This window comes from Spiroplasma endosymbiont of Nephrotoma flavescens, assembly GCF_964030835.1.
Taxonomy (GTDB): Bacteria; Bacillota_I; Bacilli_A; order Mycoplasmatales; family Nriv7; genus Nriv7.
This window is the reverse complement of record NZ_OZ034982.1, coordinates 106,138-120,444: the sequence shown is the minus strand read 5'-3', so window position 1 is coordinate 120,444 and position 14,307 is coordinate 106,138. Positions and strand designations below refer to the sequence as shown.

Below are 14,307 nucleotides of genomic sequence, written 5' to 3'. Positions count from 1 at the left end.
TTAAATTAATTGCAGATAATTGTATAATAAAATAAAAAGGAGTTGGTTTAAGTGAGAAAAAATTTAATCGTTTTTTCTTTGTTAGGAACATCATTAATAACACCTAATTTAATTAATTATCAACAGAGTAATCGTGAAAATGTTAGACAAATGAAAGTATATCGGGATATGAAAAAACATTATGTTAATACAAAGTTTTATGCTGAGCATACAGGATATGAATATATTCCAATATATAATTTTCATTATGTAAATAATTTTATTAAATCATATTCTGCTTTAAGAAATACGATGATTAAGGTTATTGAAAAATATCAATATCAAGGTTATAGTGATTTTCTTTGAAGGCAATTTTCAAAATGGAAAAAAGAATCGCAGGTTCCAATATATACTGAGGAATTAGCAAAACGATTTTACCATCATATTGCCCCAACATATTGAACCTTAATTTAGTTTAATTTGTACCTTATCATCGCTTAATGATAAGGTATTTTTTGTTATTAAAACACAAGTGGTTTTTTTGATGTGCATAGTGTTATTCTTAGTAAGAACAATTACTAAATAGAAGGAGGATTAAAGTTATGCGAACAATTATTATTGGTGGTGGGGCATCGGCAATGACTTGTGCTAGTAAACTACGAAGAAATGATGCAACGATGGAAATTATTGTTTATCAAGCAAGTAGTTATGTTTCATTAGGCGCTTGTGGGATTCCATATTATATTGCTGAAGAATTTGATAATGTTAATGATTTATTAGCAAGAACGCCCGATTGATTTGAAAAACAAAATATTCAAATTTTTTTAAACTCGCAATTAACTGCGGTTGATTTTGATAAAAAAGTAGTTATGATTGGTAATCAAGTAACTTCTGAGATAATTACTAAACAATATGATAATTTAGTTATTGCTACGGGGGCGATGCCAATTGTTCCTAAATTTGAAAATGACCATTTAGGAAATATTTTTACAGCCGTTAGTAAAGAAGATGCTTACAATATTAGAAAACAAGTTAAAGATAAACAAAAAATTGCTATTATTGGTGGTGGTTTTATTGGTTTGGAACTGGTTGAGGCATTTAGTCATTTGCAGAAAGAAGTTATTCTTGTTGAAGCGTTAGAACGAGTTGGTGCTAAAGCTTTTGATGTTGAGATTACCACTATAATACAAGAATATTTATTAGCAAAAACTGTGCAAGTGCATTGTTCCAAAGAATTATTAGGTTTTCAAGGCGAAAATGATGTTCAAGCAATTGTATTAGCAAATAATGAAATTATTGCTGCTGATTTAGTAGTTTTAGCACTGGGATTTCGTCCGCATACGCAATTATTTAAGGATACGGGTTTAGAAATGCTAGATAATGGGGCAATTGTTATTGATCATCAAGGAAAGACTAATATTGCTAATGTTTATAGTGTTGGTGATTGTGCAACAATTACTAATTTAGTAACTAAAAAACAATCATATCTTCCTTTAGCAACAACAGCAGTTAAATTAGCTCGCGTTATTGCTAATGTTATTGCTAATGTTGATGATCGCTTAGAAGGAACTTTGGGAAGTGCGATTTTACAAATTGTTGATTTGCAAGTCGCTCGGACTGGATTAAGTGAATGAGAAGCAAAAGCAATGAATTTTAACTATCAAACAATTATCATTGATGATTATGATTTACCAAATTATATGTCAAAGCAAATGCCTTTAAAATTAAAATTGCTTTATGAAGTTGATTCCTTAAAATTATTAGGAGCACAAATTGTTGGTTATAATAAAGCAGTTTTAAGAATTAATGCTTTAGCGGTTGCGATTTGCAAGCAAATGACATTACCAGAAATTGTCAAGTTAGATTTGGTCTATGCACCACCTTTTGGACGCACTAGTGATATAATTCATATTGGTGCTAGTAAAATTAAGAAATAATTAAAGGAGAAGTTAATTTATGTCAAGAAAATTTTCAGAACAGGAAGTTGTGCGACGCGATAAGTTAGAGCAATTAGTAAAAGCAAACCATAATCCGTTTGCTATTTCTAAGGTAGAACGCACGCATACTACTGCTGAATTTAAAGAACAATATGATGTATATAGTAAAGAGCAATTGCAAGGAAAACCGGATGTGATTACGATTGCGGGAAGAATTAGGGCTTTAAGAACGGCTGGCAAAGCAATTTTTGCTAATGTTCAAGACCAAGATGGTCAAATTCAAGTTTATCTTCGTCTTGATGAAGTTTCTAAGGAAGAATTTCTTGCTTTTGAACAATTAGATTTAGGCGATATTATTAGTGTTACTGGTAGGGCAATGAAAACACAAGTTGGGGAATTGACTTTAAGACTGGTAGCGTTTCAATTGCTTAGTAAGGCATTAAAACCGTTGCCTAATAAACATGATGGTTTAAAGGATACCGAAGAACGATATCGTCGGCGATATGTTGATTTGATTGTTAATGAAGAAGTTAAAGCAGTATTTATTAAAAGAACGCAAATATTAAATTTAATTCGGCAATATTTACAAACAAGAGACTATTTAGAGGTGGAAACGCCAGTTTTACAACCAATATTAGGTGGGGCAACAGCGAAACCTTTTAAAACGCATCATAATACTTTGGATATGCCATTTTACTTGCGAGTTGCTCCTGAATTGTATTTAAAAAAACTTCTTGTCGGTGGTTTTGAGAAAGTATTTGAAATGGGACGATTGTTTCGTAATGAAGGTATGTCAGCGAAACATAACCCTGAGTTTACTGCCATTGAAATTTATGTTGCTTATCAGGATATGAATTTTATGATGCAGTTAACCGAAGATTTAATTAGTTATTTAGTTAAGGCAATTTTGCCTAGTAGTGAAATAACTTACGATCATCAAAAAATTAATTTTCGGCAATGAAATAAAATGAGTATGGTGGAAGCAATTAAAAATGTTAGTGGAGTAGAATTTAATCGCGAAATGACATTAGTGCAAGCACGAAAGTTAGCTAAAGAGCATAACATAATTTTAGAAAAGCATCAGCATACGATTGGTCATATCATTAATGCATTTTTTGAACAATTAGTTGAAAAAACCTTAATTCAACCGTCATTTATTTATGGATATCCACTGGAAGTGTCGCCATTAGCGAAAAAGAGTTGTTCTGATGAACGGTTTACTGATCGTTTTGAACTATTTATTGGCGGTAGAGAGTATGCTAATGGTTATTCTGAATTAAATGATCCCATTGACCAATATAATCGTTTTGAACAGCAGTTAGCATTAAGAGATTTAGGTGATGAGGAAGCTAATGAAATGGATTTAGACTTTGTTGAAGCCTTAGAATATGGGATGCCACCAGCTGGTGGTTTAGGGATTGGTATTGACCGCTTAGTAATGTTATTAACGGAACAATCATCAATTAAAGATGTGTTATTATTTCCTCATATGCGAATTAAAGAATAAGAGGATGCTAAGAAGCGTTAAAAAAGAGTAAGGAATTAAAAATTCCTTACTCTTTTTTGTTAATTCTAAGATGTTATAATCCACATTGCAGTTGAGCACTGCAATTATCGCAGGTATTGCATCCTCCCGCTTCAACGATGTTGCCTTCATTGCAGAAAGCACAGAGGTCGCCGATATTAGTTCCACGGGTGCGGTCTTGTTTAATACCACGGTATTGGTTTGTAGGAAAGGCGTTGCTAGGGGTTGTGGGATTAGGACTAGTGACAATGGGTGTTTCTAATGGTGACAGACCGAGTTGTTCTTGGATTGGCTCGCTGTCATCGGTTAGCGATAGCACTTGGGCGTTTCTTGATCCATCAACATAGACAGTACCACCTTTGGCACCGTTTTTGTATAAGTGCATATATAGTTTTTCCACATTTTTAACTGTGTAGCCAACAGGAGCATTAACGGTTTTGGAAATTGATGAGTCAACTCAGCGTTGAATAATACATTGTACATCAGCATGAGCAACGGGAGTTAGTTCCATCGCGCTAATGAAAATATTAGGTAGCGGTTTATTAACATATTCGGGATGATATTTTAGTCATTCATCAACAATTTTAGCATTAACTTTAATATTTTTACCAAGGCGACCACTCCGATAAAAGTTAAAAGCAAAGTATGGTTCTAAGCCAGTAGAAACACCAACCATTGTTCCAGTTGTTCCCGTAGGAGCGATAGTTAGTAAGTGGGAATTACGAATCCCATATTTTTTAATAGCATTACGAATTTCGGGGTTCATTTTTTTCATATAACCCGTATTAATAAAGGCGTTGTGGTCTTTTAAGAAGGGAAATGAACCTTTTTCTTTGGCAATATTTACTGATGTTAAATAAGCAGTTTCGGCTATTAATTGAAATATTTTGTTAACAATGCTATTTCCTTCAATGGAACCATAAACGACATTGGTTCATATTAATAAGTCGTGTAATCCCATAACGCCTAAACCAATCCGGCGTTCACCCAAAGCTTGGATTTTGTTTAATTCTAAAAAGTAAGGGGTACTGTCAATAACATTATCTTGTAAACGAATAGCAATATTAACGGTTTCTTTTAACTTATCTCAAAGAATTTCTTTTGTATTGCGGTTAACAAAGTTAGCTAAGTTAATTGCCCCGAGATTGCATACTGAATAAGGAGCAAGTGGTTGTTCACCACAAGGGTTAGTAGCAACAACTTTCATACCATAGGCTTTAGCGTTAGTCATATCGTTGGCTTGGTCAATGAAAAATAATCCAGGTTCGGCTGAATAGGTGGCACAAAAACTAATTAAGTCTCATAAGTCGCGAGCTTTCATTTGATAATAGTTTTTAAGTTTGAATCCCATTTGTTCTCATTGTTTAATATCACCAATTGTGTGCCAAAGAGTATCATATTGTTCTTTTTCTGCTTGTGAATAGTTATCTAAGTCGGGGAATTGTAAAGTTCATTGAGCATCATTTTCTACTGCTTGCATAAAGGCGTGGCTAATGGTAACAGAAATGTTGGCGCCGGTTAAAAATTCAGGACGATTTACTTTTCATTCACCGCCATCTAAGAGTTTTTTGCGGGCAGTTTCAACAATAGTAAGAGCTACGGTGTTTTCGTTTTCAATAATAGCTTCTAATAATTGTTTTTCAGCTGGTAATATTGGTTCAAATCGGAGTTTTTTAGTTGCTTCTTCGCGAATTGCTTGGTCTTGCGAATTTTCTTTTAATCATTTTAAAATTTTGGGGTTTTGCATTTTACAAACGATAAATTCAATAATATCAGGATGTCAGTCGGCTAACATAATCATTTGGGCTCCGCGCCGACTGCCACCTTGCTCAACTAAGTGGGTTAGCGAAGATAAGTCGTTTAATCATGATACAGAACCTGATGATTTGCCACCAACACTTTTAGCACCGGTTCCTTTGGGTCTTAAAGTTGAACCGTTGCTACCAACCCCACCACCGTGAGACATAATTTCCATTACTTCTTTACGATGTTCAGAAATACCATTTCTTGAGTCTTTAATCATTGGCATTACAAAGCAATTAAAAAAAGTAACATCAGAGTTGCTTCCTGCACCGTAAAGAATTCTTCCCGCGGGAACAAAGTTAAGATTTTTTAATTGTTCATAAAACTTATTTTGTCATTGCTCTTTGTTGTTAGTTTCAACAGTTGCTAAGTTAGTAGCAACGCGAAAAGCAATTTGTTCATAAAATAATTCTAATGGTTTATCAAGTTCATGTTTTTGTTTAATAACAATATTGTTTATTGCTGAGTTTTGTAAAATATTCGGGTCAATACCGTTAATATATTCGTTTTCAATTAATATTGCATAGTAATTATTTGCTAATTGTTTGTGGACATATCCAATTGCTCGCGTGGGAAATGTGGCATCATCACGAACAATTGTAACTACTAAATCACCAACTTTGAGACTTGCTAATGTTTTGTCTTTTTGGGAATAACGGTCAAGCATTACCATTCGTGACACCCCACTATGAACAATGTTAAATGAATTGTCAATAGTTTTAATATGAGGGAAATATTTTTCAATATCACCATTTAATGAATTAATTAGTTTTTGACTATACATAAATAATTAAATTCCTTTCTTTATTTTATGACTGTATTATTTAGTATAGCGAATTATTTTTATAGTGCGAGATATATTTTAAATTTTTTCTCAAACAAAAACCACTGCTTCTGTTAAAACAAATGTAGATTGGGAAATTAAAGTGATGATTAGGCATTAACATAATAAAAATAAATAATAGTATTATTATGTTGAGGATTGTTATATAATTACTGTTGAATTAATAAATTCCCATATTAATTTCTTGTTCTGTTAAAAGAACCAATAATATTTATTGTCCAGAGGAGGTTGAAGTGATGAATAAGTACGAAATTATGTATATTATTAATCCAGAATGTAAAGATATTAAAGCATTGCAAGAAAAGATGCATAATATTTTAAAACAAACGGAAAAAGTTGAAAGTGTTACTGATTGAGGGTTAAGAGATTTAGCTTATCCAATTAATCATAAAAATAAAGCTTATTATACAATATTAAAAGTTACGGTTAATAAAGAAGCAATTAGTGAGTTTATGCGTGTTGCTAAAATTGAGCAAGATATCTATCGTCATTTAATTATTAATCTTGATACTGAACAAAATTATAGTGATAAAATGATTGCTGACTTAAAGTTAAATACTAATGAAAATGATGAGCGACCAAGTCATTATAACGGTGAAAGAAGACAAAGACCTTATGTACCGCGTGAAACTTATAAAAAACCTGAAAATAAGTAAATACCATAAAGGAATGAATATATTATGTTAAATAAAGTAATTTTAATTGGTAGAATTACTAATGATTTAAATTTACGGTCAGCAAAAAATAATAAATCATTTTTATATTTTACAATAGCCATTAATAATTTTAATAATCAAGCAGATTTTATTAATTGTGTTGCTTGAGAAAAGGTAGCAGACTCAATGTATAATAATCTTCGTAAAGGTTCATTAGTAGCGGTTGAAGGTCGCATTCAATCAAGAAAACAAGAACAAAATGGTGTGCTAACAACGATTACTGATGTTAGAGCGATTAGTGTTAAGTTTTTAGATTCAAGAGGTAGTGGTGCTGGGATTGGGAATTCTCGCAATGCTGCGACGCCGTCATTTGTTAATGATTATAGTTCTCCCGTTGAGAACCAAATTGATGAACAGACATTTAATCTTAATAATATGAATTTTGATTTTGTTAATAATGATGTTGTTGATAATAAGAAACAAGGGGAAAATAACGAAGGTGCAAATTTAACATTTGATAATAATAATAATGATGATGCTATTGCGTGAGGAGAGTAAATTATGGAAAATAAGCGTATAAATATAAATCGGTTTAAAAAGCGAAAAAAACCATGTTTTTTTACAAAAAATAAAGTTAATTACATTAACTATAGAGATGTTGAAGAATTAAAAAAATATATTTCTGCTAATGGACAGATTTTAACAAGAAGAGTTAGTGGTAATTGCTCTTTCCATCAAAGAATGGTGGCAATGGCAATTAAAAGAGCAAGAACCGTGGCTTTATTACCATATCTTGTAAAATAATTAAGGGTTGATTAGCATACTTAATACAAATATTAAGTATGCTTTTTATATTACAATTAGTAAGTAATGTATTATATATAATGCAAAAAATTTGTGATGTGGAGTGTTAACAAGTGAAAGTAATTTTATTGAAAGATTTAAAAAATTATGGTAAGAAAAACGATATTATTACCGTTGCTGATGGATATGCAAAAAACTATTTATTACCACAAAAAATAGCAATTGTGGCTTCAAGTCAAGCTTTAGTGCAGTTAGGAAAACAACAACAAAAATTTGATAATGAAGTTAATGAAAAAAAGCTTGAAAATGAAGCATTAAAATTAGAAATTGAAAAGATAATTTTAAATTTTGATTTGAAAATTAATAAAAATAAGGTATTTGGAACAATTACTAGTAAACAAATTATTGAAAAATTAAGTCAAGAGTATAATATTCAAGTAGATAAAAAACAGTTAGTTAATTATCAAAATATTAATACTATTGGTATTAATGATATTAATATTAAATTATTTAATGATATTTTTGCAATTTTGAAAATTCAAGTTGTGGGTAAAAAGTAATGACTATTACTAATAATTTTTTATTAGAAGATGCTGAAGTTAGTGTTTTAGCGGCAGTTATTAATTCTAAAAATGCTAGTGATGAGGTTGTTGCTCTGCTTAATGAGAATGATTTTATTAATTCCCGTCATAAATTAATTTTTAAAGCCATTATTTCGTTATATAATCATCAATTACCAATTGATTTACCAATTTTAACTGATATGTTAGTTAAACAACAAAGTCTTAATCAGGCTGGCGGGGTGGAATATTTGACTTTGATTACGCAAAGTTATATTAGTGATGCTAATTTAGATGATTATTTAAAAATTATTGTTGAACGGACAATGTTAAGAAATTTGCAAGTAGTAACCCAAGATATTACTAAGAAAATTAATACTGAGATTAGTGTGTGAGAACTTTTAGGAATTGCTGAACGACAGATTTTGGAAATTGCTAATAATCGTAAAAAAAATGAGTTTAAAAGTACTAAGGATGTTGTTGATGCGACATTATCTAAGATTGAAAAGTTGCAAAATAGTGATAATCAATTAACAGGTTCAGATAGTGGTTTTATGCAATTAAATAAGATTACTAATGGCTTTCAAAATGGTGATTTTATTATTTTGGCAGCGCGACCATCAATGGGGAAAACAGCTTTAGCATTAAATTTTGCTGTTAATTGTGCACGAGTTTATAAAGATAGTGCTGTGGTCATTTTTTCTTTAGAAATGCCAACTGAACAACTAATTTTAAGAATTTTAGGTTCAGAAACAAAAATTGGTTCAATGCAAATTAAAACGGGAAAAAATTTAACAAGTCGTAATTGACAAGATTTAACTAGTGTTGGTAGTAAATTAAAGCAAAGTAATATTTTTATTGATGATTCGCCGGGATTACGAGTGATTGAGTTAATTTCTAAATTAAGAAAATTAAGTCGTAATTATGACTTAAAATTGGTTGTTATTGATTATTTACAATTATTAGCTGGTGATGGTGAGAATCGACAACAAGAAATTTCTAATATTTCTCGAAGTTTAAAGGCATTAGCAAGAGAGTTAGAAGTTCCAATTGTTTGTTTGTCACAATTATCGCGAAAAGTGGAATCAAGAGAAGATAAACGACCATTAATGTCTGATTTGCGTGAATCAGGTGCAATTGAACAGGATGCTGACTTAATTATGTTTCTTTATCGTGAAGATTATTATGAAAAGAAAGAAGATAGTTTGAATGAAGAATCACATAAAGCACAATTAATTATTTCTAAGCATCGTAATGGTCCCACTGGCATAGTAGAATTACTTTTTTTACAAAAGTATGGTAATTTTATTGATTATAATAAGACTGTGAATAAAAATGAAAAGAAAGAAGGAACACAATATGAAAAGAATGTTTTCAGTAATTAGTCATTTAATGACTAGTTTTGTAACGGTATTTACTATTGTTGCTTGTAGTATGAAGACTCATCCGATTACGATTAATATTACTAATGCTGCCAGTGAATCAACAATATTTGATAAGATTTTTCGTGCTGAGGCAGTTACGAAGACAATAAATAGTTTATTTTATACTTATAAAAAAACTGGTAAAACAGCGTGAGTAGAAACTAATAAAGAGAAAGTAAAACAATTAAATAGTGAATTAGCAACGCAATTTTATGCTGATTTTTATACAAGGTCAGGAGATACCTATTCATATCAGTTTGATATTAATAATTCGTTTGTTAACGATAAATTAAATTTTAATGGGGCTGAGATTAAAGTAATTGAGGGTATTAAGGCAGAAGTAACCGATGATAAGACAGCACCTAAAGAAATTGCTTTTGATGTTTTCTTTCAAGGTATTGCTCAGAAGTATAAGTTTAGTGGTACTGTTAATTGAAAATATAATATTATGAAACTTAATCCGAAGGAAGAAACAACTGATAAGTTGATATTTTTTTGAGACTATCAGAGTGATTTAGCAGACATTAAGATTAATAATTTTGTAAAAGTAACTTAATTTAATATTTAATTATTATTTCCATAATTCTTTTTAAGAGAAGAGTTATGGAAATTTTCTTAGTTGATGCTAGGTTTGCTTCTTTGTGATAAATATGTTATAATTAACTAGGAAAAGGTATAAACTAGCAATAAATGAGTTACTATTATTTTTAGGTAATTTTAGTTTATATTGAGTAAAAATGAGGTATTTAAAGCGATGAATAAAATAATTAAATTAGTAATAACATTTATTTTAGGTATTGGTGCTGGAGCAGGAATTGGTATTGGAACATTAGTTGCTTGTTCGGGCTCTTGAATTACGGAACAAGAAATAAAAATTGAAGTTCAAGATCAAAAAATTAAGCAACTAATTGCTAATCTTGAAGCAGAAATTAAAATTAAAACAGAACAGTTAGAAGTAGCAATTAATGATTTAAAAGAAAAAGCAATTAATTTAGGATATAAAGAAGTTTTAAAGGATTTAAAAACTTTACAAGAACTTGTTGATGACATTAATCATAAAGATAAAGCGATAATTTCTGATGAGGAAAATGAAATTGTTAATCTTAAAAAAGATATTGATGTCCAAAAAGGTGTCCTTGATCATTTAAAAGAGAAACTTAACGATTTAATGACTATAAAAGGTGATGCTAATGTTTAAGCAATGATTGAATATGTTAGTTGTGACTTTTTTTCGTTAGGAATTGGTACTAATTTAGTTGCTTGTTCTTCACAAACAATGACAAAAGATTTCATTAAGGAAGAAATTACGAATAATCAGTTATTAAATCAGGAAGTCAGTGCTTTAAAAAGAAAAATTACGATTTTAGTAAATGATTTTCAGGAGTTAGCTAAAAAAAAATAATGTGACTAAAGAAAGAATTGAACAATTAGAACAAAAATTGCGAGAAAAAATTGTCCAACAAGAAAGCGAAATCGCGCAATTAATTGAATATGTCAACGAATTAACTAAGTTAGTAAATAGTTTTGGTAGTGCTGAATTAGCAGATATTGCTAAGTTGCTTAAAGATAATGTAACTTTGGAAGATAAACTGCATCATATTAGAACAGAAATGGCAAGATTATTAAATAAAGAAGGATTAATTGGTAAAAATGATGCTTTAAAAGTAAAAATTGTTTCTACATATTTAGAACAATTTAATAACAATAATCGTTTTGATTTAAGGGGATTAAATACTTTACATAAAAGAACTGATGCTCTTAATAAAGTAGAAGAAGCTTTAAAAGTGAAGTTTCCCAAGATTTTTAAACATATTGAAAATCTTCGTGTTTGAGACGAAAATAAATTTTTAAAAGATAAAGGTTTTGATAAATTTCAAGATGGTCAGATCGGATTAAATATTAGTTTTAAAATTGGTAATAAAGAGTCTGATTGAATACGCGTGTATTTTAAAAATATTGAAAAATCTGATGATGATTTGTTTAATGAGGTTAAAAAATATTTAGAACAATTTAATATGGAAAATCCTTTTGCTTTACAAGGTGTGGAATCAACTAGTAAATGAACTGATGTGTTGAAAAGATTAAAGAATAATTTAACTGAAAAATTTGGTGTTGATGCTAAGAGAATTGAATTAACAATTGATAAGCTTTATGATGTTGTAAGTAATGGTTTAAAAGATGGTAAAAATAATAATAATGTTAGTTTTAAAATTGGAAGCAAAGGTTTACAAAATATCCGAATTTATTTTAAAGATATTAAGAAAACTAATATGGATTTAATTAACGAAGTTAAAGAATTTTTAAAGAAATTTAATGAAAAAAATCGATTTGATTTAAAAGGTATTAAATCAACTGATTCTTGAAGTAAAGTGCTTGTTAAAGTAAAAGAAACATTAGATAACGAATTTGGTAATGAAATTCGTGGAATTAATTTCACAATTGATGATTCATCGGCAGAAATTGATGACGGGTCATTAGAAGATGGTGAAAGTGCTGCGTGGATTAGATTTAATATTGGTATTGAAAAGGGAACAGTTGAAGTGTATTTTAAAAATATTGAATAAAATAATAAAAAATTATATTAGCTGAATTATACTTGTAAGTGCAAGTAAATAAAATTGCAAAAGATTTCATATAAAAATTTCATGATGCTAAGTTTATTTTAGAAAAAGTAAATTTAAGGAATTTTTATATGGGATACAAACATCTTGGCATAGATGAAAGAATTTATATTGAGAATCAATTGAAATTTAAAGTAAAAATTAGTGAAATAGCTAAAAATCTTAATCGAAGTATTAGTACTATTAATCGAGAAGTTAATAGAAATAAAGATAATAATCATTATTTTTCATTAATTGCACAAAATAAAGCAGAAAATAGAAAACAATTACATGTTTATTTTCATAAATTTAAAAATAGAGAATTAGTAAAATATGTACAACAAAAATTATTATTAGGTTGATCGCCTGAACAAATTTATGGCAGAATTAAAAATTTTCATCAAGAATGAATTATTAGTTTTAAAACAATTTACAATTGAATTTATTCTGGATTACTTGAAAAGGTTACTAGTAAAAATTTAAGAAGAAAAGGTAAGAAACGAAAATCTCAAGAAAATCGGGGTAAATTTAATGGTAAATCCATTAAAGAACGAAATGTTAATAATCGCATAACTCTTGGCCATTGAGAAGGTGATACTGTAGTATCATCACGAGGTAAAAGTAAATCATGTTTAATAACTTTAGTTGAAAGAACATCAAAATTTACTTTAGCAATATTAGTTGAAAATAGAACTACTAAAGTTATTAACAAAAATATTAGTCATTATTTATCAATTCTTCCAAATAATCTTGTTAAGACTATAACATTTGATAGGGGTAAAGAATTTGCTAATTGACAACAACTTGAAAAAAATTTAAATGTGAAAATTTATTTTGCTGATGCATATTCACCTTGACAAAGAGGTACTAATGAAAATACTAATGGTTTAATTAGAGAAAAATTTCCTAAAAAATTTAATTTTTCAAACACTACTAAAAATGCAGTTCATAAATTTATATTGTCTTTAAACCAAAGACCAAGAAAAATACTAAATTATCTTTCGCCAATCGAATATTTGGTTAGAAAAATAATTTAGTTGCACTTAACTTTACAATTTGGCATTAAAACTTGATGAAGTTTTGTTAATATTTTTTTTATTAGTTATTTTTAAAATTAATATTAAATTTTCTTAATTATATATTTAAATATTTGTTATAATTAAATTTTACACCATTCTTATATTTAAGAATGGTGTGCTTTTGCTTTTTTTAAATTTGTGATATAATTCAAAATATATTTATATTAATTTTTTACGGAAAGGACAGCGTTGTAATGTATATTTTAGTGGAACAACGAGGTTATGTAGTTTATAACCTATATGATCAAGAAGTAGCAATTTTTATGCTAATGCCAGAAGCTATTGCATTTATTAAAAGACAATATCATATGTCACAACAAATAACAATATCACATAAACAACATTATCCTGCTTTACCAATAATAAATAATTATTGTCCAAATCAAAATGCACCAATATTACAAAATCCGTATCATCAACCACCAATCGGTAGACAACATCCATATCCATATGGAACATCAATGGTAAATGGTAATATGTATCCAAATAATAGCAATTTTGTTGTTAATGACCCCCACCTACAACCACAGCAAGGACCTAATCCTAATCTAGTTGTTAGAGAAAAATTTGAACCAACAATTAATATGACTAATAGTATGTTAAATGAGCAGTTATTTAATGAACAAGAATATCGATCACAATTGAATGGTCATAGTTTACAACAATCAGAACAAAAAGTTGATGAGCGAAAACTTAAACTTGATAAGTTTCGTCAACATTTGGATGATGTCGTTAAAAAAAAGCAATCACAGAGTAATGGAACCGAAAATAAGTTGGGGGTAAATAGTAAACCAAGTAGTTTTGTATTTAATAACGCTAAGCAGTCAAAGATTAATTCATCAGGAACTATTGATTTAGAAAAAGCTGATGTTGAACAAAAATTGAAAAGTGGTTTTACTATTAGTAATATGGATGCTTTACAACAAGGTAATGAAGAAGGTTTTATAGATAATAATAAAAAGATTAAAACTTGAGTGTGGGTTGTGCTTATTATTTTGGCAGTGGTCATTGTTGGTTTTGGTATTTTAGGGGTTTTAGTCGGAATAAATGTTGGTGGTATTAGTGATAAAATTAAAGAATTATTTAGTGATTAATT

At 29.2% G+C, this 14,307-nt stretch carries 15 protein-coding genes; 14 read left to right on the top strand and 1 reads right to left on the bottom strand.

The features are described 5' to 3' along the window. Positions 1-51 precede the first annotated feature (51 nt). The 3 genes from AAHN02_RS00715 to lysS all read left to right on the top strand — a co-directional run bounded on the left by AAHN02_RS00715 (position 52) and on the right by lysS (position 3,423). Complete coding sequence (locus tag AAHN02_RS00715; RefSeq protein WP_342277825.1) at positions 52-453, top strand: hypothetical protein; 402 nt, start codon at positions 52-54, stop codon at positions 451-453. 128 nt (positions 454-581) lie between these two features. Next, positions 582-1,916: a CoA-disulfide reductase gene (locus AAHN02_RS00710; RefSeq protein ID WP_342277824.1), complete on the top strand. Its 1,335-nt coding sequence runs from the start codon at positions 582-584 to the stop codon at positions 1,914-1,916. Between the two features lie 19 nt (positions 1,917-1,935). Next, entirely contained in the window at positions 1,936-3,423 is a 1,488-nt protein-coding gene (lysS, locus tag AAHN02_RS00705; RefSeq protein WP_342277823.1) for a lysine--tRNA ligase, read from the top strand. Positions 3,424-3,496: 73 nt separating this feature from the next. Here lysS and AAHN02_RS00700 read toward each other — a convergent pair whose 3' ends face one another. Beyond that, the gene (locus tag AAHN02_RS00700) at positions 3,497-6,028 is read right to left on the bottom strand and encodes a vitamin B12-dependent ribonucleotide reductase (RefSeq protein WP_342277822.1); all 2,532 of its coding nucleotides are present in this window, start codon (positions 6,026-6,028) and stop codon (positions 3,497-3,499) included. 296 nt (positions 6,029-6,324) lie between these two features. On the opposite strand from AAHN02_RS00700, the gene rpsF reads away from it, so the two are divergent. From rpsF to AAHN02_RS00645, 11 genes are all read left to right on the top strand, one after another. Beyond that, positions 6,325-6,744: a 30S ribosomal protein S6 gene (rpsF, locus tag AAHN02_RS00695; RefSeq protein ID WP_342277821.1), complete on the top strand. Its 420-nt coding sequence runs from the start codon at positions 6,325-6,327 to the stop codon at positions 6,742-6,744. Between the two features lie 24 nt (positions 6,745-6,768). Continuing rightward, positions 6,769-7,302 carry a single-stranded DNA-binding protein gene (locus tag AAHN02_RS00690; RefSeq protein ID WP_342277820.1) on the top strand — a complete coding sequence of 178 codons (534 nt, stop codon included), beginning with the start codon at positions 6,769-6,771 and terminating at the stop codon, positions 7,300-7,302. A gap of 3 nt (positions 7,303-7,305) precedes the next feature. Beyond that, a complete protein-coding gene (rpsR, locus tag AAHN02_RS00685; protein WP_425289501.1) occupies positions 7,306-7,548 on the top strand; it encodes a 30S ribosomal protein S18 in 243 nt (80 codons plus the stop codon). Positions 7,549-7,661: 113 nt separating this feature from the next. Then, on the top strand, positions 7,662-8,108 hold the full coding sequence (gene rplI / locus AAHN02_RS00680) for a 50S ribosomal protein L9 (protein ID WP_342277819.1): 447 nt from the start codon (positions 7,662-7,664) through the stop codon (positions 8,106-8,108). Then, positions 8,108-9,493 (top strand): replicative DNA helicase, encoded by a 1,386-nt coding sequence (dnaB, locus tag AAHN02_RS00675; protein ID WP_342189801.1) that lies wholly within the window; start codon positions 8,108-8,110, stop codon positions 9,491-9,493. The genes rplI and dnaB overlap by 1 nt, the downstream gene beginning before the upstream one ends. Then, the gene (locus tag AAHN02_RS00670) at positions 9,468-10,088 is read left to right on the top strand and encodes a hypothetical protein (RefSeq protein WP_342277818.1); all 621 of its coding nucleotides are present in this window, start codon (positions 9,468-9,470) and stop codon (positions 10,086-10,088) included. Before dnaB ends, AAHN02_RS00670 begins: the two co-directional genes overlap by 26 nt. 198 nt (positions 10,089-10,286) lie before the next feature. After that, positions 10,287-10,730, top strand: a complete 444-nt coding sequence (locus AAHN02_RS00665; protein ID WP_342277817.1) for a hypothetical protein — start codon at positions 10,287-10,289, stop codon at positions 10,728-10,730. Positions 10,731-10,733: 3 nt separating this feature from the next. Then, the gene (locus AAHN02_RS00660) at positions 10,734-10,934 is read left to right on the top strand and encodes a hypothetical protein (protein WP_342277816.1); all 201 of its coding nucleotides are present in this window, start codon (positions 10,734-10,736) and stop codon (positions 10,932-10,934) included. 1 nt (position 10,935) lies between these two features. Next, positions 10,936-12,096, top strand: coding sequence for a hypothetical protein (locus AAHN02_RS00655; protein ID WP_342277815.1), 1,161 nt, complete (start codon positions 10,936-10,938; stop codon positions 12,094-12,096). Positions 12,097-12,224: 128 nt separating this feature from the next. After that, a complete protein-coding gene (locus tag AAHN02_RS00650) occupies positions 12,225-13,169 on the top strand; it encodes an IS30 family transposase (RefSeq protein WP_338968880.1) in 945 nt (314 codons plus the stop codon). 236 nt (positions 13,170-13,405) lie between these two features. Then, positions 13,406-14,305, top strand: a complete 900-nt coding sequence (locus AAHN02_RS00645; protein WP_342277814.1) for a hypothetical protein — start codon at positions 13,406-13,408, stop codon at positions 14,303-14,305. The last annotated feature ends 2 nt before the right edge of the window (positions 14,306-14,307 follow it).